Source organism: Microcoleus sp. S13_B4 (assembly GCF_036700885.1).
Classification (GTDB): Bacteria; Cyanobacteriota; Cyanobacteriia; order Cyanobacteriales; family Microcoleaceae; genus Microcoleus.
The window spans coordinates 38,091-59,641 of record NZ_JAUBPU010000022.1 but is presented as its reverse complement, the minus strand read 5'-3'; the positions used below and the strand labels follow the sequence as shown (position 1 = coordinate 59,641).

18 protein-coding genes are annotated in these 21,551 nt (G+C 45.5%); 11 read left to right on the top strand and 7 right to left on the bottom strand.

The features are described from left to right. Positions 1 to 39 precede the first annotated feature (39 nt). The 3 genes from QT994_RS14375 (at position 40) to QT994_RS14365 (ending at position 5,020) form a co-directional block, all read left to right on the top strand. On the top strand, positions 40 to 909 hold the full coding sequence (locus QT994_RS14375) for a BMP family protein (protein WP_333175612.1): 870 nt from the start codon (positions 40 to 42) through the stop codon (positions 907 to 909). 41 nt (positions 910 to 950) lie between these two features. Further along, positions 951 to 3,782 (top strand): PAS domain S-box protein, encoded by a 2,832-nt coding sequence (locus QT994_RS14370; protein ID WP_333175609.1) that lies wholly within the window; start codon positions 951 to 953, stop codon positions 3,780 to 3,782. 230 nt (positions 3,783 to 4,012) lie between these two features. Further along, positions 4,013 to 5,020, top strand: coding sequence for an ADP-ribosylglycohydrolase family protein (locus tag QT994_RS14365; protein ID WP_333175607.1), 1,008 nt, complete (start codon positions 4,013 to 4,015; stop codon positions 5,018 to 5,020). A 101-nt stretch (positions 5,021 to 5,121) separates the two neighbouring features. On the opposite strand, the gene QT994_RS14360 is transcribed toward QT994_RS14365, so the two are convergent. The 4 genes from QT994_RS14360 to QT994_RS14345 form a co-directional block, all read right to left on the bottom strand. Then, positions 5,122 to 6,492: a cation:proton antiporter gene (locus QT994_RS14360; RefSeq protein ID WP_333175605.1), complete on the bottom strand. Its 1,371-nt coding sequence runs from the start codon at positions 6,490 to 6,492 to the stop codon at positions 5,122 to 5,124. A gap of 165 nt (positions 6,493 to 6,657) precedes the next feature. Then, the gene (gene hisA, locus QT994_RS14355) at positions 6,658 to 7,431 is read right to left on the bottom strand and encodes a 1-(5-phosphoribosyl)-5-[(5-phosphoribosylamino)methylideneamino]imidazole-4-carboxamide isomerase (RefSeq protein WP_006632646.1); all 774 of its coding nucleotides are present in this window, start codon (positions 7,429 to 7,431) and stop codon (positions 6,658 to 6,660) included. A 132-nt stretch (positions 7,432 to 7,563) separates the two neighbouring features. Continuing rightward, positions 7,564 to 8,241 (bottom strand): TIGR02117 family protein, encoded by a 678-nt coding sequence (locus QT994_RS14350; RefSeq protein ID WP_333047467.1) that lies wholly within the window; start codon positions 8,239 to 8,241, stop codon positions 7,564 to 7,566. 14 nt (positions 8,242 to 8,255) lie between these two features. Next, positions 8,256 to 9,458: a glycoside hydrolase family 10 protein gene (locus tag QT994_RS14345; protein ID WP_333175652.1), complete on the bottom strand. Its 1,203-nt coding sequence runs from the start codon at positions 9,456 to 9,458 to the stop codon at positions 8,256 to 8,258. Positions 9,459 to 10,084: 626 nt separating this feature from the next. Here QT994_RS14345 and QT994_RS14340 point away from each other — a divergent pair. From QT994_RS14340 to QT994_RS14325, 4 genes are all read left to right on the top strand, one after another. Beyond that, on the top strand, positions 10,085 to 10,855 hold the full coding sequence (locus QT994_RS14340) for a cysteine hydrolase family protein (protein WP_333175602.1): 771 nt from the start codon (positions 10,085 to 10,087) through the stop codon (positions 10,853 to 10,855). A gap of 228 nt (positions 10,856 to 11,083) precedes the next feature. Continuing rightward, entirely contained in the window at positions 11,084 to 11,521 is a 438-nt protein-coding gene (locus QT994_RS14335) for a cupin domain-containing protein (RefSeq protein WP_333175599.1), read from the top strand. A 121-nt stretch (positions 11,522 to 11,642) separates the two neighbouring features. Continuing rightward, on the top strand, positions 11,643 to 12,002 hold the full coding sequence (locus tag QT994_RS14330) for a DUF952 domain-containing protein (protein ID WP_333175597.1): 360 nt from the start codon (positions 11,643 to 11,645) through the stop codon (positions 12,000 to 12,002). A 6-nt stretch (positions 12,003 to 12,008) separates the two neighbouring features. Continuing rightward, positions 12,009 to 12,602 (top strand): restriction endonuclease, encoded by a 594-nt coding sequence (locus QT994_RS14325; RefSeq protein WP_333175594.1) that lies wholly within the window; start codon positions 12,009 to 12,011, stop codon positions 12,600 to 12,602. Positions 12,603 to 12,626: 24 nt separating this feature from the next. On the opposite strand, the gene QT994_RS14320 is transcribed toward QT994_RS14325, so the two are convergent. Next, positions 12,627 to 13,595 (bottom strand): site-specific DNA-methyltransferase, encoded by a 969-nt coding sequence (locus QT994_RS14320; protein ID WP_333175591.1) that lies wholly within the window; start codon positions 13,593 to 13,595, stop codon positions 12,627 to 12,629. Positions 13,596 to 13,699: 104 nt separating this feature from the next. Then, positions 13,700 to 14,953 carry a CCA tRNA nucleotidyltransferase gene (locus QT994_RS14315; protein WP_333175590.1) on the bottom strand — a complete coding sequence of 418 codons (1,254 nt, stop codon included), beginning with the start codon at positions 14,951 to 14,953 and terminating at the stop codon, positions 13,700 to 13,702. 107 nt (positions 14,954 to 15,060) lie between these two features. Here QT994_RS14315 and QT994_RS14310 point away from each other — a divergent pair, with 107 nt between their 5' ends. The 3 genes from QT994_RS14310 to tsaB all read left to right on the top strand — a co-directional run bounded on the left by QT994_RS14310 (position 15,061) and on the right by tsaB (position 17,903). Beyond that, positions 15,061 to 15,309, top strand: coding sequence for a Ycf34 family protein (locus tag QT994_RS14310; protein ID WP_006632635.1), 249 nt, complete (start codon positions 15,061 to 15,063; stop codon positions 15,307 to 15,309). Positions 15,310 to 15,528: 219 nt separating this feature from the next. Further along, complete coding sequence (locus tag QT994_RS14305) at positions 15,529 to 17,241, top strand: serine/threonine-protein kinase (protein ID WP_333175588.1); 1,713 nt, start codon at positions 15,529 to 15,531, stop codon at positions 17,239 to 17,241. A gap of 2 nt (positions 17,242 to 17,243) precedes the next feature. Further along, positions 17,244 to 17,903, top strand: a complete 660-nt coding sequence (tsaB, locus tag QT994_RS14300; RefSeq protein WP_333175587.1) for a tRNA (adenosine(37)-N6)-threonylcarbamoyltransferase complex dimerization subunit type 1 TsaB — start codon at positions 17,244 to 17,246, stop codon at positions 17,901 to 17,903. 43 nt (positions 17,904 to 17,946) lie between these two features. Here the strand turns inward: tsaB and QT994_RS14295 are convergent, their stop codons facing one another. Then, positions 17,947 to 18,276, bottom strand: coding sequence for a hypothetical protein (locus QT994_RS14295; RefSeq protein WP_333175584.1), 330 nt, complete (start codon positions 18,274 to 18,276; stop codon positions 17,947 to 17,949). Between the two features lie 85 nt (positions 18,277 to 18,361). On the opposite strand from QT994_RS14295, the gene QT994_RS14290 reads away from it, so the two are divergent. Further along, positions 18,362 to 21,541, top strand: a complete 3,180-nt coding sequence (locus QT994_RS14290) for a CHAT domain-containing tetratricopeptide repeat protein (RefSeq protein ID WP_333175581.1) — start codon at positions 18,362 to 18,364, stop codon at positions 21,539 to 21,541. Positions 21,542 to 21,551 lie beyond the last annotated feature (10 nt).

Genomic DNA, 21,551 nt, shown 5'->3' with positions numbered 1-21,551 from the left:
TCCCCGGAAGCAAGGACTCCTAGCAGCTTTAGAGTGGCAATGCTCACCACAGGCGCCAAAGACAACCAAAGTTGGGATCAAGCTTGCTTTGAAGGATTGAATCTAATCAAAAATAAATTTAATGCTGAGGTAGACATTACTGACAGTATTGACGGTGAACATAGTGAAGCTACCATTCGCAAATATGCCCTGTCAGGGTATGACCTGGTAATTGCAGCCAGTGGGGCCTATTCCAAAGCTGCCGAAAAGGTCGCTAAAGAATTTCCACGAACGAAATTTGCCTTGGTTACAACGCATCCAGGGAATAACAAAAATTTGGGGGCTGTTGCCTTTCGCTCGGGTGAGGTGGGGTACCTCACAGGTGCTTTGGCTGCCATGAAGACCAAAAGCAATAAAGTGGGCTATATTGTGGGTGAACCTTATCCGGTTTACAAAGAAGAAGAAGCATTGTTTAGGCGGGGAGTGAAGGCAACCAATCCCTCTGTTCAAGCCTCGACTGCTTTTCTCAATTCTTGGGTTGATACGGAAAAAGCTATCAAAGTTGCAACGGATATGGTTGCTTCTGGAGTTGATGTTTTGGCATTCAACGCGGGTGAGGCAGGGTTAGCCGCGCTAAAAGCCGTTACGCAAAAGCCAGGAGTCTTGGTGATTGGTAGGACAAAGGATCAGTACGAAGTGGCTCCCGGCAAAGTCCTAACTAGCGTTCTGCAGGACATTCCCAATCTGGTACTAAATGCGGCAGTGTTAACCCAGCAAGGTCGCTGGGAAGGAAAACTTTACAAGTTTGGCCTCAAGGAGAAAATCTACGACTTTGCCCCTTTCCGTGGTAGTCTCACGTCTCAGGAAGAGGACACTTTCAAGACCATCCGAGAAGCTGTGACGACTGGCAAAATCGATGTTTCTCCTTAGTGCACCGATTAATTGATTTACTAATATTGATCCTAAGTCCGATGCAAAATCAACGCAACGAGCGCGTTCTGCCGATCGCCAGAAGCTCCCGTTCTCATCCCTGGCAACGCTTCTTTTCTATTGCACATCAGCTCCGGTATGGTTTGATATTTTTGGTTCTTCTAAGCTTACTGCCCACTGGTGGCTTGCTGATCTACCTCAGCTTTCAGGCGCAGATCCAGCAATCGCGATCGCTCCAACAAGAGCGCAGCCATACAGCAGGAGGGCAGATTGATAATTATTTAGATGACTTGAAACGAAAACTGAGCTATTTAGCTAGGGTTAAAGGACTCACAAACTTTCAACCTCAAGCGCAGCAGAGCCTGTTGGAAGGGTTGATTCGTCATAATGATGCTTATGAAGCCGTTGCCATTTTGAACCGGAAGGGACAAGTTGTCGCGTCAGTTTCACCCTACGAACCGCTCAAGTTAGAAAATCCAGCTAATTCGCCACTGTTTATTCGTGCCTTCAAACAACAGGAAGATTATGTCAGTCCTGTAGAAATTAATCCTAAAACTCACCAACCAACCACCATTCTGGCGGTTCCGATTCGGAATGAGCGAGATGAGGTGGATGGGGTGCTATTAGCACAGGTAAATCTCAACTTTCTCTGGTTTGTTGTTTCCCAAACGCAGGTTGGCAAGACGGGTTATGTCTATGTAGTCGATGAGCGTAATTTTCTCATTGCTCAAAAGGGTAGTAACCCAGAAACCTTTCAGCTTCAAGATATTTCTAAGCGCCCCTTATTTCAATTTTTGAAAGCCTCCGAAGATACTAAGCGCCTTAACGTTTATCAAGGTCTAAACCAGGTAGAAGTATTGGGAGCCAGTGCCTTAGTTCGGAGCGTGAATTGGAATGTGGTTGTAGAACTGCCAACGGCTGAGGCTTATGCTCCCGTTTACCAAATGCTTTCAATTATGGGAGCCTCATTGGCAGTGGTGACGATCGTCGCTGTTGGCATTGGGTATCTATTTATTCGGCAAATTGTGGTGCCGCTACAGCGCTTAACCACGGCAGCTACTCAACTCAGTGCGGGGCAATTAGATACACGGGTCAACATCGACAGCCAAAACGAACTGGGGACATTGGCGATCGCATTTAACAATATGGCGACTCAGTTAGAGGAACTGATTACAGCAGTTGAAGTGGAAGGCAATTTTGTTTCAGCCATTCTTGAAATTGCAGGTGCCTTGGTAGTTGTGCTCGACCCGCAGGGACAAATCGTTCGCTTTAACCGGGCTTGCGAACAAATGACTCATTACTCGTTTAATGAAGTGAAAGGGCGCTACATTTGGGACTTGTTCCAGAACTCAGACTTAGTTGGACAAGCCAAAACTACTTTTGAGTCTTTACAATCTGGTAATTTTCCCCAGCAGTATGAAGGCAGTTGGATGACCAAAGATCAACAACTCAGACGGATTGCCTGGTCAGATACTGCTTTACTGGATAATAAAGGTGAAATTGAGTACATCATCAAAACAGGGATTGACATTACTCAACGAAAACAGGTAGAAGAAGAACTCAAAGCGTCGGAACAGCGGTTATCTTTTCTATTCCGCCAAAGTGCACTGGCAGTTGTGGAATGGGATTTAAACTTTAAAGTCACGGCCTGGAATCCAGCGGCCGAGCAGATTTTTGGTTACACGGCTACAGAGGCGATCGGACACCATGCCGCAGAATTAATTGTGCCTGCGTCTGCCAGAAAGATAGTCGATCAAGTTATGAACGAGTTGTTGAGTCAGGTCGGAGGAATCTACAGTGTCAACGAAAATATTACGAAAAACGGCCAAACCATTATTTGCGAATGGTTCAATACGCCTTTAGTAGGGGAGGCTGGAAAGATTGTTGGAGTTGCATCCTTGACACTGGATATTACTGAGCGCACGCAAGCCGAAGCTGCGTTAAGGCAAGCAAAAGAGGAAGCTGAGGTTGCACTCAAAACCTTGCAGCAAACTCAGGCACAACTCCTTCAGGCAGAGAAAATGTCAGGTTTAGGGCAACTGGTTGCTGGTGTTGCTCACGAAATTAATAATCCAGTTAACTTTATCTATGGCAACCTGAGCCATACTGCCGACTACACGCAAAATTTACTAAAGTTGATTCAGCTTTACCAGCAAACCTATCCAACTAATCCCCAAATTCAGGAAAAAATTGAAGAGTTCGATCTGGACTACATTAGTGAAGATTTGCCCAAAATGCTGACTTCAATGAAGGTAGGAGCCGATCGCATTCGTCAAATTGTCCTGTCGCTACGAAACTTCTCGCGGCTGGATGAGGCAGAAATGAAGCCAGTTGATATCCACGAGGGAATTGACAGCACATTGATGATTTTGCAAAATAGACTGAAGGCAAAACCGGATCATCCTGCTATTGAAATTGTCAAAGACTACGGCGACTTACCGCGGGTAGAGTGCTATGCCGGACAGTTGAACCAAGTCTTTATGAATATTCTGGCAAATGCGATCGATGCTTTAGAAAACTACGACAATCAGCCTTATACAAAAGACATCCCAAAAAATCCCAGTCGCATCACTATTCGGACGAAGCTAGTCACAAACGAAACTCAGCCCGGTTATTCAAAAAATGTAGTAATTCAAGTTCAAGATAATGGGCCTGGGATGACGGAAACTGTTATACAACAGGTGTTCAATCCCTTCTTCACCACGAAACCAACGGGTAAAGGAACTGGATTAGGGCTATCCATCAGCTATCAAATTGTAGTTGATAAGCACGGTGGCTTCATCCAGTGCTTCTCTCAACCCCATCAAGGAACAGAGTTCCGAATTGAAATTCCTGTTTTGCAAAGCGGTGCTCTAGCAGTTGTTGGTAAATAACTGCGATCGGATTTCTCTATATATAGCCTTTATTAAGTAGCTTGGAAACTGTTATCTCGCGTCTGAATGATTTGTGTAAATAAAAGAAAACTGGTCAGATCTAATTCAAGAAAAAAAGGGGGTAGACAAGTAGTTAATGCTATTGCGCGGGCGCTCTGACTCTCCACAGCAGGCTTTAAGAAGTCGGGGATTTAACATAAGATTAGATCGACATACTTAAAACTACATAAATGGCAGTCCCGCGTCTTGAACAATTTAGAGGTTGTCTGATCGGTCAGTGTCTCGGCGACGCTATAGGCTGTAGAGTAGAAGGCTATCCTCCCGAAGTTTGCCAAAACTTTGTCAGCTACGAAGTTAGACTCAAAAAAATCAAAGATCGCGATCGCTTCGGCTTTCCTTTTGGTCAATACACCGACGACTCCCAACTCGCCCGCGAACTCCTCCAAAGCTACCTCGCTTGTGGCGAATTCGACCCCAGCGACTACGCCACCCGTATTGCTGACATTTTCGCTCAAGAGCGTATTGTCGGGCGCGGTCGATCGACAGAAGAAGCTGCAAACCGCCTGATACGGGGCGTTGCTTGGCAAGAAGCTGGTACTCCTGCTCCCAATGCTGGTAATGGCAGTGCTATGAGGGCAGGGCCGATCGGCTTAATATTCTACGATGACCCGTCCCAGCTTGTACAAGCTGCTTGCGATCAAGGGCGCATCACCCATCAAGATTCGCGGTGTTGTGCCGGTGCTGTGGCGATCGCGGGGGCTGTGGCGATCGCCCTTCAATCTGACATGATGATTGAAACTGAGCCATTTCTCGGTCAACTGAGCGAATGGGTAGCAGAAGTTGATTCTTCCTTTGCTGCTTTGCTCAAAGATTTGATTGATTGGGTCAAATTGCCCCCAGAAGAAGCCGTAGAGTTGATTTCTAGAGCTGGACTCCCGTTAAACTACGATCGCTCTTGGCAAGGAATTTCCCCTTTTGTAGTTGGTAGCGTCTTGTGGAGTTTATATGCGTTTTTGAGAACGCCTCAAGATTACTGGGAAACTCTCTGCACTAGCATCGCCGTCGGTGGCGATGTGGATACCACCGCAGCAATGGCTTGTGCCATCAGCGGGGCATTTCTGGGCCAAGAAGCAATCCCGAATCAACTAGCGGAACTTTTGAACGATCAAGGTACTTGGGGCCTGGGGGAACTAATTAAACTCGCTGACAACTGTTATCAGTTGAAAGTCAAGCTGTAGCCGCTTATCACAACTTAAAACTTATTCTTACGGCTAAATAAATTTGGACGATCGACATTTGTTTCTAAATCAGTCGATCGCCCAGACTCAAATTCCCTCAATCAAACGGTTTTCTCGCTAGAAAGTTCCCCAGTAGCAGGAGGCACTACCGTATCGCCAAAGGCAATCCGCAGAAAAGGCGGAGCCAAAAAAGTCGTCAGAATCACCATGATAATAATCGAGACTTCTAACGGTTTATCCAAAACCCCACTCGCCGAACCGATGCCGGCAAACACTAACCCGACTTCGCCCCGAGGAATCATCCCCACTCCGATCGCCAATCGATTGATTCCAGGCTGACCAAACACCACCCAACCTGTTACGATCTTGCCCAAAATAGCAACCAAAATCAAAAATACGGCTATCAAAAGTCCCGCCCGATAATCCGGCACTGTTGGGTTTAAAACCCCCAAATCCGCCCGTGCCCCTACCGTTACAAAGAAGATGGGTACAAATAAATCGGCGATGGGTTTCACCAATTCATCCAACTCCAGGCGGGCATCGCTTTCATCCAAAACCAAGCCCGCAGCAAAGGCACCCAAAATCGCTTCGAGATGAATTGCATTGCCCAGAAAAGCCATGAAGTAGGCAAAAATAAATGCCGGGATGAGAATATTTCCGCGAGTTTTGAGTTGGCCCACCACCGCCGAGAAGGTTTTGTCGAAGACACCGCCCAACAGAATCGAACCTAGCAGAAAAACAGTTGCACTGACTATCAAATAGATGACATTAACAACATCAATCTCACCGGTTTTGGCTAAACTGGCGACAACAGCCAGGACAATAATTCCTAACACATCATCAATCACCGCCGCACCGACAATAATTTGACCTTCTTTAGAGTTCAGTTGTCCTAAATCAGACAATACTTTAGATGTAATTCCAATGCTGGTTGCCGTCAAAGCAGCCCCCGCAAAAATTGCTGGAATTGCCGCCGTGTGGAAAATTATCATCAAGCCCGCAGTACCAGCGGCAAAGGGAACTGCCACACCTACGCAGGCGACAACGGTAGCTTGAATTCCGACTTGCTTGAGTTGTTTGAGATCCGACTCTAAGCCAATTTCAAACAGCAGAATAATCACGCCTAATTCAGCTAGCACTGCAATGATTTCACTCTGCGATTCAAAGATACTGGTGAGGGTGGCAGGAGACAGATGATTAATCGATTGCAGAACTGTCATAATCCCGGAGTCTGATGCTGACAGCCCGCTTCCGGGAAAAACGATCAAGTGTAAAGCAGATACACCAACAATTACCCCTGCTACAAGTTCACCCAAAACCGGGGGAAAATCAAATTTTAGAGCCACTTCCGCGCCGATTTTACTGGCGATATAAATCACTACCAAACTGAGCAAAACTCCGCTGAGGACGATCGGCGAATTTTCTGCCTCGACTGTTGCTAACAAAGGTATGGGATTAACTAGGGATGCCATCCCAGAACTTAAAGCTGTAATTGTATGGTTCAAAAACATGGTTACGGTGATGGTAAGAAAGACGATTCTACGCTGACTGTTGACTGTTGACTGGTGACTGTTGACTGTAAGTCGGAAAATTGATAACTGTTACATATTGGGTAGCCAGTTAACTCGACATGACTATCAAGCAAAGCTTGAAGAACCCAAATCTGGCGGTACATCCTGCCACCGCCCTTGTCCCACTGCTTGAATTGCTTCTTTTAGCAAGATATCGCCGGTATAAATTGCCCTACCGACGATCGCACTTTTGACGCCAATTGGTTCCAAAGCCAGCAAACTCAACAAATCTGCGATCGAACTAACGCCACCGGAAGCAATCACGGGAATCGAAATAGCGTTAGCAATTTCGCGCAAAGATTCCAAATTCGGCCCTTCCATAGTACCGTCGCGGTGAATGTCGGTGTAAATAATTTCAGCAGCACCTAACTCGGCCATTTTTTGCGCCAATTCTGTTGCTAAAACTTCCGAAGTTTCTAGCCAGCCTCTAGTAGCAACTTTGCCATTTCTGGCATCGATACCTACCAGAATTCGGCCGGGAAATTCGGCGCACAATTCGCCGACTAATTGCGGTTGTTCGACGGCGACAGTGCCGAGAATGACGCGCCGAACGCCTAAATTGAGGATAGCCGCAACAGAAGCGCGATCGCGCATTCCCCCACCTACTTGACAGGGAACGTCTACCGATCGGACGATCGCTTCAATGGCTGCTTGGTTGACTGGATGACCTGCTTTAGCGCCATCGAGGTCTACTAAATGCAGCATTGTCGCGCCTTCATTTACCCACTGTCTGGCGACTGCGACGGGGTTGTCGTTAAAAGTTTGCGACTTCGCGTAGTCTCCCTGATACAATCTGACGCATTTTCCATCCAATAAGTCGATCGCTGGAATTACATTCATGATTTTTCCTCAAATTGGTAATTATACCAGTTAAAAAAAAGAATGCAACTTTAGGCAAGCTACCAACCCATACATAATCATTAATTCCGAATTTTAAAATCTAAAATCTAAAATTGTATTACCCATTACCATTTATTTTTGACATTCGCAACCGCTATTTAAATGAAACATAATCGCAGAAGAAAGTGTAGACCATAAAGGAGTATTGACATCAGCTTTTTGCAAAGCTTCGGCCGTCCAGTCGTTGCAAGTTCTCAAAATAGAGTAACTGCCTTTTGCTTCATAAAAACTGTCGCTGTTGTCGTAGCCGTAGCTAATTTTCATTAGCTTACCTGCTGCACCTAATTGAAATGAATTATTAATAAAACTTACCAGCAGCCGATAATTTTTTCCACTGATTTTAACACATTTGGTTTCAATATTTAGGGGGAGAACCCGATAACCTTGAACGTGTAGGGTAGACGGAGTAGGGAGAAATAGCGCCTTGAAAGCTGTAACTGGGTTGATACTTCCTGATGTGGGAGTCTCCAACATAAAAGCTCTATCTCCCCAGCCCAAAGACAAATATTTATAATCAGAAGTGGCCTCCCGCCCTATTTCTGTTAGCGGTAAAAATTGATTCCAGTCAAAATATTCATTTTTAACGGGAACGATGACCTCGGTGTGGATGCCTTCGTTGGAAATGTATAGAGAAATTGTGCAATCTGCTTGCGCGTAATTTCCCCACTTTCTGGGAGTTAGATAGCCAATTGTTAGGAAAGCGGTCAGAGATAAGATGACAATTCCTAAGCGCTGTATGCTTTTTCTCATTTTAACCGTGGGTTTCAAATTCCACCTTCGGATGGCGGGCGCTGTATCTTTGTGGGAAAGAATTCTTGCAATGCCGAATTGCGCTGTTCGGGGGTTTCCTTAGCCCAATTATACAAACTTTCGTAGAAAAAGAACGACACGCCAGCGAAATCTCTTTTTCGCACTTCTTGCACTTGTTCTTGAATTTGTTTGAGGGGCACGGAATTATTTTTAAGACCAGTTAAAATGCCGATCGCAGTTGGAATGTTAAGTTTAGCCAGTTTAACTTCTTCCCGTTCCAGTTCGGCACTAAAACGCTTGATATCGCTGCGATACACCTGCAACACAATTTCTTGGATGTAGCCGCGTCTTTCCCAGGTAAACCAGTCCTGCAAGTGGGCGGGCAAAGAAAAGTGAAAAGGGTTCGGAGATAAGCTGACAATACATTTTTCTTTGCGGGATTTGATGGCGCGAGAAACTCGCCCCATGAAGTCATTGATTTTGTCCGCGCGCCAGCGCACCCAGAAGGTTTCGCGGGGGTCGTCGGAGGGAGGGCTTTTAATTTGTTCCTGATACATTAACATTGTTACTGGCTCGTAGCCAAATTCTACTGGCAAGCCGAAATGGTCGTCAAATTGAATGCCATCTATATCATAATTATCGACAATTTCTAGGATTAAATCTAAGATAAATTGCTGGACTTCCGGATGAAAGGGATTCAGCCAAACTCGCTCGTGTTGGCCTTCTTTCCAAATAGTTGAACCGTCGCGCCGGTGCGCCAGCCAGTCGGGGTGAAGTGTGGCTAATTCCGATTCGGCGGGAGCCATGAAACCAAACTCAAACCAGGGGATTACTGCTATACCTTTTTGGCGAGATTGCGCTATAATTTCTTTGAGAATGTCTCGGTCTTTCAATCCGGGCGATGGATCGATCGACTCTCCGAATACTCGTTGGGCTGCTGCACTCGGATAAAGCGTATAGCCTCCTTGCCAAACCGTGGGATAGATGGTATTAAAATTGAGTTTATCCAGTCGATTTACAGCGTCAATGATGTTGTTGCGGGAGAAGATAACGTCGCTGTCAATGTTCGTCAGCCAGACGCCGCGCAATTCGGTTGTTGGGGTTTGGGGCGGGGTTTGAGCCAAGAGACGCGGGGATAATATGGCGGAGGAGGTAAGGGCGATCGTAAAAACAACTATTAAAGCCAGTATCCGCTGCCATTTGTGCAGTTTAATCATCAATTTGTCGCAAATATCATAGTTTAACATCATACTGTAGGGCAATGCCCACCTTACCTGTGATTCCCCCTAAGAATAACCTTGCAGTTTCATCTCTTGGCGGTAATGGGCCTCAATCTCGCTCACCGTTTGCGATTGACGCTTGCTAGTCCACTCGCTGCGATCGAATTATTCCCGCCTCAAAGCATCAACATCGATCCTTTGCACCTTACCTTTGCCACATTTATGAATAGTAAGTGTGCGCGTTGATAAAACCGGGCTACAGCAGCTTATTTTTGCCCTTAATAACTATTTTGCCACCAATTAAATTCTGGGCGATCGTACTTATGCAATTATCCACTACTTGTACATCTATCTGCGGTTTCATAACCGCTATCAACCGGAATTAAAGCATTTTGAATTGTAAAGCTCATAGATTTACCCTTTGTGTAAATTTATATTAATTTTTATTGTAGGATTGCAGGCTGCTAACATTTGCGATCGCCCAACTGTAATAAAGTTAATAAATTATAAAATATCTAAAAAAGTTTCCACTGATACTTAATCATAACAAACATTTAAGATATGACAAGTTAGTAACCATCAAATAGCTATAAGATTGAGATTGTTTTTGACTCACAATCTATATGAATCCTGATTCTCTCCGCACCTTGGGCGTACCGCCGAATGCTTGGAAAGTTGATGCCAAAATTGCCGATATCACCCGATCGCCGATCGCGCCTCAACCTGTTACCCTGGAAACAGAAACTAAAACCCTGCGTTTGGACTTAGCAAAAGCAGCAATGTTGGTGATAGATATGCAAAACGATTTCTGTCATCCCGACGGTTGGCTAGCACATATTGGCGTAGATGTAACGTCGGCCCGAACTCCAATTAATCCTTTAAAAAATTTGCTGCCAAAATTGCGATCGCACGCAGTGCCAATTATTTGGATTAACTGGGGGAACCGCCCCGATTTGCTCAATATTAGTGCAGCTTCCCGTCACGTTTACAATCCCACAGGCGACGGCGTAGGTTTGGGAGATCCGCTGCCAAAAAACAACGCACCTGTACTGATGGCAGGGAGTTGGGCAGCGCAGGTTGTCGATGAATTAAAACCCAAACCGGAGGATATTTGCGTTGATAAATATCGGATGAGCGGCTTTTGGGATACTCCTTTAGATAGTATCTTGCGGAACCTCGGCAGAACTACACTTTTCTTCGGAGGAGTAAACGCCGATCAGTGCGTCATGGCTACCCTGCAAGATGCTAATTTCCTCGGTTACGACTGTATTTTAGTCAAAGATTGTACAGCTACGACATCTCCCGAGTATTGCTGGCAAGCTACTCTTTATAACGTTAAACAATGTTTTGGCTTTTTGTCGGATTCTCAGGCTATGTTAGAAGCAATTAAATAGCAGTCATCAGGGGAGTATCCCTCTGGAGTACAAAAAGCGTTTTTTAGGAGTGCGAGAGTCCCGCACAGCAAAGCCTATATATCTCGCTTCCTGCTCTGACAGCGCACTCTCCTGTGAAATCAATAAACTTTGGAGGTTGAGCGGCGGACTAATGACTCTGGATTCTCAGTAATGACACCAGAAACATAACAACTGACAACTAACAATAAAAAAATGACAAACCAGTGCATGATTCCTGTTATAAAGTCTCCGAAAGACTACCAAGCATTTCGCATCAGTCCGGGCGATACTAATCGATTAGCGATCGTTTTCGATCCGGTAATAGCTAATGTTTCATTAACAGTTTGCGTGGAGATTTTCGATGTGGACGGCAAAACTCCTCCCAACCGCCATCTATTGGCAGTCGAAATGTTTTTTGTACTCAAAGGAACTGGGCAAGCAACCTGCGACGGAAAAACAGTTAGTATTCAACCTGGAGATAGTTTGTTAGTGCCTCCAACAGCCACTCACGTAATTGAGAATACGGGCAGTGAACGTTTGTACACTTTGTGCATCATGGTGCCGAATGAGGATTTTGTGGAACTAATTCGCAGCGGTACACCAGTCGAACTCGATGAGGAAGATATGAGAGTTCTCAGGCGATCGGATGTACTCGTATCGTGCTAGGTTTGTAGTAAGGACTTTAGTGTTTTAATCTTCTAGGCTCTGCCTGGGAAAGCAGCTCCCCGACTGCTTAAACAAGTCGGGGCTCTAACAAAATACTGTTTCACGTTAAAATTATTCAATTATGAGCGTTATATTTCACATTGCTAAAAGCCAACAGTGGGAAGAAGCAAAACACCTTCAATCCTATCGCGGCGATACCCTAGACTCTGAAGGATTTATCCACTGTTCGACACTCCCGCAAGTTACTAGAAGTGCCAACAAATTTTTTGTCGGACAAACAGGATTGCTTTTGCTGTGCATTGACTCTGGGAAAGTGCAAGCAGAAGTTAAGTATGAATCGGCAGCCGGAGATCTTTATCCGCATATTTACGGGCCGCTGAATGTTGATGCTGTGTTGAAAGTTGTTGAGTTTAAAGCGGGTGCAGATGGCAAGTTTGAATTGCCGGAAGAACTAAAAGCAAGTATAAATGAACAGGCTTAGTACGCTGTGAAGATAGTTCAAGAAGTATCACTTATTAGTCGCGGTAACTTTGAGGAGTCAGAAGAATGGGGAGTTATTAAAAATGAAATACGGATTGCTATTGACGCGATCGCGTGGCCTGTGGGTGCATCAAACTTTACGATCAATCCAACCAGCCACGGAAACGGTGTCAAACCTATCAAAAATGCTTGTATGGCGGCTCTTCAGGACAATTTTGGATGGCAGCTTGAAACTAAAATCCGATTTGCAACTAGAGCGCCAGGACGAGTAGATGCTACCAAAATCTTAGACAATCATTTATTTGCCTTTGAATGGGAAACAGGAAATATCTCATCAAGTCACCGTGCTGTTAATAAACTGGTTCTCGGTATTTTACGAGGGATTTTTTTGGGGACGGCATTAGTTCTGCCCAGCCGCAAACTGTACCCTTATTTGACTGATAGAATTGGCAATTATGAGGAGCTAGAGCCTTACTTTGATGTCTGGCGTGCTGTTAACATACAAGAAGGTTTTTTAGCCATATTTGTCATTGAACATGATGCCCTGGATAGCAACGTACCTACAATTACTAAAGGCACAGATGGTCGCGCTTTAATATAAAATGTTAGTTGTCAAGAAAACAAATTATAGTTGGATTGACTCGTTTTGTTTAGCTTTATTTTTGGTCTTTCCTCTTGCTGATTCCCAGTTTTCAACTTTTCCATTTGCCAAGTCTTGTAACCGCTTCACTGCTGGTTCAATATCGCCGATTTCTGTACCCAGCCAATACCTACCCAACTTCTCTGCTGCATAAAATGTAGTGCCAGAACCTCCAAAAGGATCGATTACAACTTGTCCCGGATTCGATGCCATAGCAATGATACGCTCCAGCATGATTGGAGCTAATTCGTTGGCTCCCCTTTTCTTGTGCTGTCGGTGTCTTACTGGCGGAATATCTGTCCACATTTCCTCAATTAAAGTCCACAGATTTTCTTCTCGAATATCTTCAGAAGCATTTTCCCAGACATCTTCGGGAGCATCCCAAACATCCATTAAGTTAATACCTTGAGGATTTAATTTTTTGCGGTGTCCGCCGTAATCTTTAATCTCTCCTCCGCAATGTCGGCAGACTTGAATCGGCGTATAAACTTTATTGAAAACTGCTGGTTCGCCTTTTGTGTAGTAAAGCAATCCGTAGTGTGCGGGAGACATTTTCTTGCCGCGAGGAAAGGCTTTAGGCATTCTACAAGCTATCCAGTGACGAAAGTTCATTCCCTCTTGGTTTAAATATGCACCGTACTCAATGCACCATTTAGGTAAGTTGAAAATAAATAGACTTCCGCCCGGTTTAAGCACTCGAATACTTTCTTTAAGCCACTGTTTTGACCAAGCAAGATAATCGCTGGAATTCAGCAGGTCGCTCGCACCATTGCCATAATCTTTGCCCAGATTAAAGGGCGGATCTGCAAAGACAATATCGGCGCTGTAATCGGGAATAGCACCTAAAAACTTGAGACAGTCTTCCTGGTAGAGAATGCCGTATTTGCTTTGATAAACCTCTCGCAATTCCCGTTCGGCGGAAATCACAGGTGATATTAGACTCAAAGGTTGCATTTAATTATTTTTATTTAATAAGCATCACTTCAATAATAGTAATTGTCGCGACAATTGTCAAGAGATTATTGGAGCGATCGCACTGTTGCCACAGTTGCAAAATATCAATGAACATCAACCAACTCTACCGACAATTTCAGCGCATCTTCGCGAGTCGCAATTCTCCCTTCCACCCGCGCTAATTGAATCTCCATCAACAATTGGCCTATCCGTGGACTTCTGGGCAAATTTAAATATTCCATTAAATCATTGCCGCTAACTAATTGTGTGGGATGAGCAATAATATCATCCCTATCGAGATAGCGATTAATTAACAGTGAAATCTCATCAACCGCAACTCCCGCCGCCACTGCCAAAACTGCTAAAACTGGAAATACTATTCCCACATCCCTAAACAAAAAATACTGTTCTCGCAAAGACATTTCCGCGATAGGTTTTGCTTGCAATTTGGGCAAGTATTTCAAAAGCCCGATCGCACTTTTCACCTCCGCATTGCTGTACTTCAACCGCAGCAACTGCGTTTCAGCAATTGTCGGGTCGGAATCTGCCAAAATAGCCAGCTTCGCCACAGCCAACAAAGGCGTTTTAATTGTATCTCTAATCTGACGCCCGAATTCCTTCCCTAATTCCGGGTAAATTGCCGCTAATTTGTCAGCAGAGGCGTCAATTTTTGTCAAAATATCAAAACGGTCGATCGCACTTTCAAACCAAATCGAAAACAAACCATCTTCGCAACCGCGACAAATCCAAGGAACACCGTTAGGATTGCTCAACAAATAACCCAATTCCGTCCGCACCCGTTCCACCGCTACCCGACTCAACAGGGGCGCTAATTCCCGAATCGCCGATTGAGTTTCAGGTTCGATCGCAAAACCCAACTGTGCCGCTTGGCGGTAAGCTCTTAATAACCTCAGCGGATCGTCCTCCAAATTTGACCGCGAAATCATCCGCAGCACACCCAACCGCAAATCAGTTTGACCGTCCAAAGGATCGATGATTTCTCCTGTAAAAGGATTGTAGGCGATCGCATTTATCCGAAAATCTCGGCGCAGCAAATCCCCCTCCAGACTCCCCCCTTCCGCTTGCGCCAAATCCACCGTACCGCCCGCAAACACCACCCGCGCAATTTGGCGTTCCGCATCCAACAAGACAAATCCACCATTCGTGCGATCGGCAATTTTTCGAGCAGTCTTCACCGCCCGTGTTAGCATGACAAAATCCAAGTCAAAATAGTGCGATCGGCGGCCCAGCAACGCATCCCGTACCGCACCGCCCACCATATAAGCAGGCGGTGTCAGCAGTTCCAAATCAAACGGCCAAGTATTAGGAGATAATGAAGAGGGCAAATTAATCGGCATTGCAACAAAAATCTACAAACTTACAAACAATTAAACTCTTGCTACGCTAGATTAACAGAAAGCTCAAATTTCACCAATCTTTTTGAAATGCACAGAGGATATCAAGAATGTGTATTTGTATTAACTGCCACTATGTAGACCGCTGCTTCACCTACCACGCCGTAGAAGAACAGCACGAACAGCTTCACCTCACCGAAACACCCGATTTCGACCCCGTAGAACCCACCATCAACGTCAACATCCGTCCCCGCCAAGACGAAATTGAAATGGAATGGGATGTAGTGGGGTGTCAGAGTTTCAAGCAAGAGACCGGCAAATGGGCAAAATTGCGGCCAGGCGAACTCGTCCCCACTTAAGGGAGAAGGAAGAAGGAAGAGGGAAGAAGGAAGAAGGAAGAACCAAAAAATAAAACGCTCTCATTTTCTTGTTTCTTCTTTTTACCCGCTTTTCAATTTTCCATTTCCAATATTCAATTCCCAATTTTCAATTTTCCATTACCGATGCCCGATGCCCAATTCCCCATTCCCCATTCCCAATTAAAAATCTAAAATCTAAAATCTAAAATCTAAAATCCAATGTGCTATTGCTTAAACCCAACTTGTCAGAATCCGCACAACCCAGGGGATGCAGAATTGTGCCAAAGTTGCGGCTCCAATTTGTTGTTAACTTTTGACGCAGAAACGCCATCAGCATCTCGCTACCGAACCATAAAGCCGATCGGGCAAGGAGGCTTTGGCCGAACATTTCTAGCAGTTGATGAAACCAAACCCCTGATTTTTTCGCAGTGCGTAATTAAGCAATTTTTGCAGCAAAATACCTCAGCAGAAAAAGCCGCTCAACTATTTTACCAAGAAGCAGCCCAGCTAGAAACCTTGGGAAAACATCCCCAGATTCCAGAATTAATCGCGCATTTTGAACAAGATGGGAGACAGTATTTAGTACAAGAATTTATAGACGGCAAAAACCTAGCCAGAGAATTAGAACAAAAAGGAGCATTCACCGAAACTCAAATTCGGCAAATCCTCAACGATTTATTGCCTGTGCTCCACTTCGTCCACAAATCCAAAGTTATTCACCGCGATATCAAACCAGAAAATATCATTCGCCGCAGGCTATCTCCAGCCCCTTTACCCGCCTTAGAAAATTCCTATCAACCCTCTCCTTTCCAAAAAGATATTGTTTTAGTAGACTTTGGTGCAGCTAAGAAAGTAACAGCAACCGGGTTGCCGCAAACTGGTACAATCATCGGCAGTGCTGCTTATACAGCCCCAGAACAATTGATGGGGAAAGCAGTTTTTGCCAGCGATATCTACAGTTTGGGCGTTACTTGCATTCACTTGCTGACTGAAATTCCTCCCTTCGATTTGTTCGACAGTACAGAGGATTCTTGGGCTTGGCGAAATTATTTGAAGACTGCTGTTAGCGATGATTTCGGCCGCATCCTCGACACCATGCTCCAAAGTGCCACCAATCGGCGCTACAGTTCAGCATCAGCAGTCATCCGGCACTTGAACCCCAAACAGGTATATTTAGAGGCTTCGCCTGTGCTAGACGCGCCGGAAACGCCCGCAGAACGGGTGGTTACACCTGCGCCCGGTGTGTCGCTTTTCACTCGCCAAGAGCAAGCCGAAATTCAGCAAGCTTTACAAGAGGATCTCGCCCCGTACAATGTTACAATCCAAGTCAGTCAAGCCAAGCAACAGCTCAATATCGTCATCAACAGAACCGAAGACAACCCCGTTTACTATCCGCACTTATCTCAAATAATTGCCACCAGACTCACCGATTTGCAGTTAAATAAAGTCGCAGCCGTGAAGCTGTTGGGAAGACTTAACAATTCTCGCCGCCCGGAGTGGAAGCAAATATTGCAAATCGATCCCAAGATTAAATTGAGAAACAAACTCGTGCGGCTGCAACACAATCAATTACTCAAGAAAATCGCCTCTGTTACTACCCAAGAATTTTGGCAGCCGAAGTTAAAAACTCAGGATTTTTGGATAGATGCGCTAATGTTTGCCTTAGTTTGGTTTATCTTTGGCTCTCAAATAGTCATTTTTAATTCTTGGTTTGCGCTAATAGTTACGTCGGGTTTTATGACGGTGAAGCATCAAGTTTCCCAACACAAAGAATTTGCCAATAAAAATTTATTTGCAAGTTTAGTAGTGCTGTTTTTGGTGACTGGGGGCATGGGTAATTCCAGGATTTTAAATACGGGAATATTTGGCATTCTTTTGGGTTGCTTAGTTGTGGCTTTGCCCCTGTTTTTTGTTAAGGAAAATTATCATTAATCGTGAATAGCAATCCCCAAGACGGAACATCTGTTAAAAAATACGGCTTAGCCCTGCACACAGCTAGTCGCGAACTCGGTTTAGCCATCAGCAATTTTGCCGGGGATTCTCGCTGCCAAACTTGGAATTTGGATCGGGATTTAGCAACTCATTTGCATCAGTATTTAGTCGAGTTTATTCAGCCACAAACTTGGGCGGATTTGGCTTTTATTGCTGTGGCGAAGGGGCCCGGAGGTTTCACTGGGACTCGGATGGGTATGGTGACGGCGCGGACTTTGGCTCAACAGTTGGATATTCCGGTTTTTGCGGTTTCAACTTTGGCGGCTGTGGCTTGCAGCAGCAGTAAAAAATCTATCTCAACTCAGGATATGGCGCTGCAAATGCCTGCACAGCGGGGACAAGTGTTTGGGGCGGTTTATTCAATTAACAGTAATTCTGGTGTAACTGAGTTGTTTACTGATACGGTAATGACACCGGAATCCTGGCAAGAAAAGTTGGATAATTGGGGAAATTCTTATCAGTTAATTGAAGTTGGCAGCGAGTTGGGTTGGTCGGTTTCTAGTGTATTGGAATTAGCTTATTTGGAGTGGCAAATGGGAAGTCGTCCTGATTGGTCGGATGCTTTGCCTTTTTACGGGCAACATCCGGTTAAGGGACACTGAATATTCGGAATAGGGAATTGGTAATTGGTAATTGGTAAATTGTTTATTTAAGGGCGATACAAACTTCGAGGCAAAAAGTTAATGTTAGGGGGTCTGGGTTTTCGGTTCGCAATCGATCGATCTCAGCTCGATCGCAGCCGCGAGATTCCATAAAATCGAGCATCCAGTTCGTTATTGTCGCGAGATCGATGTATTTTGCTCCGAGACAAACAGGGCAAATTTCTGGGCTGAGGGTACCGGTGCCGCCGCATTCGGGGCAATCCCAGTGGCGGGTTACGGGATCGGGGGTAGTTAGGATGTTGTTCATGCTGGGAAAAAGTACGCGCGGCGTAGCGCTCCCGTAGGGAATCGCACTACTCGTTAACTCTAGCAAAAATGCCGATCGCCCTGACTTCTTCCTGCCTTAACACTAAGCAGGCTAGTGACCTAAGATTGAAGCAAATACAAAAGGGGTGGCTATGTTCGATCGCGCTCAATGGTTTTTGGCTGGTATGTCGATCACACTTTCGCTTCAGTTAAGTCAGCCAGTGGCAGCAACCATTTCCGTTGGCAACGCCGTACAAACAGCACAAAGTAACAGTAACGAAAGTGCTGCAAAAGCATTAAACGAAGGACTACAACTGTATGTTCGAGGAACAGCGGAATCAAAAAGAGGTGCGATAGTCAAGTGGGAAGAAGCATTGAAGCTATATCGAGAAGCGGGTGACAATAGAAGGCAAGCTATTGTCCTCATCGGCCTCGCCAAAGCCTACGATGAATTGGGAGAAAAGCAGAAAGCATTAGAGTATTACAGCCAGTCCCTTCAGCTGAGTCGGACAATCGGCGATCACTCCCTTGAAGCTGTCATCCTCGCCAACATCGGCGGTGTCTACTCAGAATTGGGAGAAAAACAGAAAGCGTTAGAGTATTACAGCCAGTCGCTTCCCCTGAGACGGGCAACAGGCGATCGCAGCGGGGAAGCTGCCACCCTCACCAATATCGGCAGTGTCTACTCACAATTAGGAGAAAACCAAAAAGCACTAGAGTATTACAGCCAATCGCTTCCCCTGAGGCGGGCAACAGGCGATCGCGGTGGGGAAGCTGCCACCCTCACCAATATCGGCAGTGTCTACTCACAATTAGGAGAAAACCAAAAAGCACTAGAGTATTACAGCCAATCGCTTCCCCTGAGGCGGGCAACAGGTGATCGCGGTGGGGAAGCTTCTACCCTCAACAACATTGGTTTAGTCTCCTCACAATTGGGAGAAAACCAAAAAGCGCTAGAGTATTACAGCCAGTCGCTTCCCATATTTCGGGCAGTAGGCGATCACAGCGGGGAAGCTACCACCCTCAACAACATCGGCTTAGTCTACGATAAATTGGGAGAAAAACAGAAAGCGTTAGAGTATTACAGCCAGTCGCTTCACATATTTCGGGCAGGAGGCAATCGCAGCGGGGAAGCTACCACCCTCAACAACATCGGCTTAGTCTACGATACATTGGGAGAAAAACAGAAAGCGTTAGAGTCTTACAGCCAGTCGCTTCCCATATTTCGGGCAGTAGGCAATCGTCGCGGGGAAGCTACGACCCTTAACAACATCGGCGCTCTCTACTCAGAGTTGGAAGAAAAACAGAAAGCGTTAGAGTATTATAGCCAGTCGCTTCCCCTGAGTCGGGCAACAGGCGATCGCCGTGTGGAAGCTGACACCCTCCACAACATAGGCTCTCTCTACTCAGAGTTGGGAGAAAAACAAAAAGCGTTAGAGTATTACAGCCAGTCGCTTCCCTTAACTCGGGCAATAGGTGATCGCCGTGGGGAAGCTATCACCCTCAACCGCATTGGCAGTGCCTACTCACAATTAGGAGAAAAACAGAAAGCGCTAGAGTATTACAGCCAGTCGCTTCCTCTGCGTCGGGCAGTAAGCGATCGCTCTGGGGAAGCTGTTACCCTTTTCGGTATGGCTTCGGTCAAGCGCGATCAAAACAATCTTACCGAAGCCCTCAACGACATTGAATCCTCTCTCAAAATCATCGAAAACCTCCGCACTAAAATAGCCAGTCCAGAACTCCGCACCTCATACTTTGCCACAGTACAGGACTACTACGAATTCTACATCGACCTGTTAATGCAACTGCATAAAACTAATCCTAAATCCGGTTATGCTACAAAAGCCTTAGAAGCCAGCGAACGTTCGAGAGCCCGCAGCCTCCTCGAACTTCTCCAAGAAAGTAACGCCAACATTCGCGAAGGCATTTCCCCTGATTTACTGCAACAAGAAAAGAGCCTGCAACAGCAACTCGATGCCGTTGAAAAGCAGCGCATCGAAACAATCAGTACCCCCAATCCCAACGCAACTAAAATCGATGAAATCGACAAACAGCGCCTCGCACTTTTGGAACAATATCAGCAAATTAAAACAAAGATTCGTACCGCCAGCCCCCGCTACGCAGCCCTCACCCAGCCCCAACCTTTAACACTCCCAGAAATTCAGAAACAGATTCTCGATGACAACACGATTTTATTGCAATATTCCCTCGGCAAAGACCGCAGTTATTTGTGGGTTGTGACATCAACAGGAGTAAGCAGCTATGAATTACCAAAACGCGCCGATATAGAAACAGCAGCTAAGGAATTCCTAGAGACAATAACTAGCCCAATCCAGAGAGATATTCCCCAACAAGTTGCCCAAGCAAGTGCCAATCTGGGTCAAGTGATTTTACAACCCGCAGCAGCCCAATTAGGAAACAAACGCTTATTAATTGTTCCCGACGGCGTGCTGCACTATACCCCTTTTCAAGCTTTAACTCTTGACAAAACCGCCGGACAAAATACCAATGTTCCCTTAATTGCCGAACATGAAATTATTACCTTGCCTTCTGCCTCAAGTCTCGCTATTCTCAGGCAAAATTACGGAGATAGAAAACCACCAAGCCGAAATTTAGCAATTTTAGCCGATCCAGTTTTTAGTCCAGACGATGAAAGAATTAAAGGAAAAATCACCCAAGCAACAACAGAAAAATTAGAAGCAAATAACCTCGGTTTAAATCGATCGCTTCGTGCTTCTAATCGGCAATGGCCGCCCCAACGCCTCGCATTTACCCGCCAAGAAGCCCAAACAATATCCAGCTTATTTCCCTCAGCTTCTAGCCGTCAAATATTTGATTTTGATGCCAGTCGCACTACTGCTACCGATGGAAATTTAGCCAATTATCAAATCGTTCACTTTGCCACCCACGGCATTGCCAACAGCCAAAATCCCGAACTTTCAGGAATTCTGATGTCGATGGTAGATGACAAGGGCAATCTTGTCAATGGTTTTTTGCGCCTCACGGATATTTTCAACTTGAAACTGGCGGCAAATTTAGTGGTTTTAAGTGCTTGCCAATCGGGCCTGGGACAGAATGTTAAAGGCGAAGGCATGGTGGGATTAACAAGGGGTTTTATGTATGCGGGGGCGCAGCGGGTGGCGGTGAGTTTGTGGAGTGTAGATGATGAAGGAACTGCTGTGTTAATGCAAAAGTTTTATCAAAAAATGCTGCAACAAAAGTTAGCACCGGCGGCAGCTTTGAGGGCCGCACAGATTGAAATGATGCAGCAGGAAAAATGGAAATCCCCCTATTATTGGGCGGCTTTTACCTTGCAAGGGGAGTGGAAATGATATAATAGTT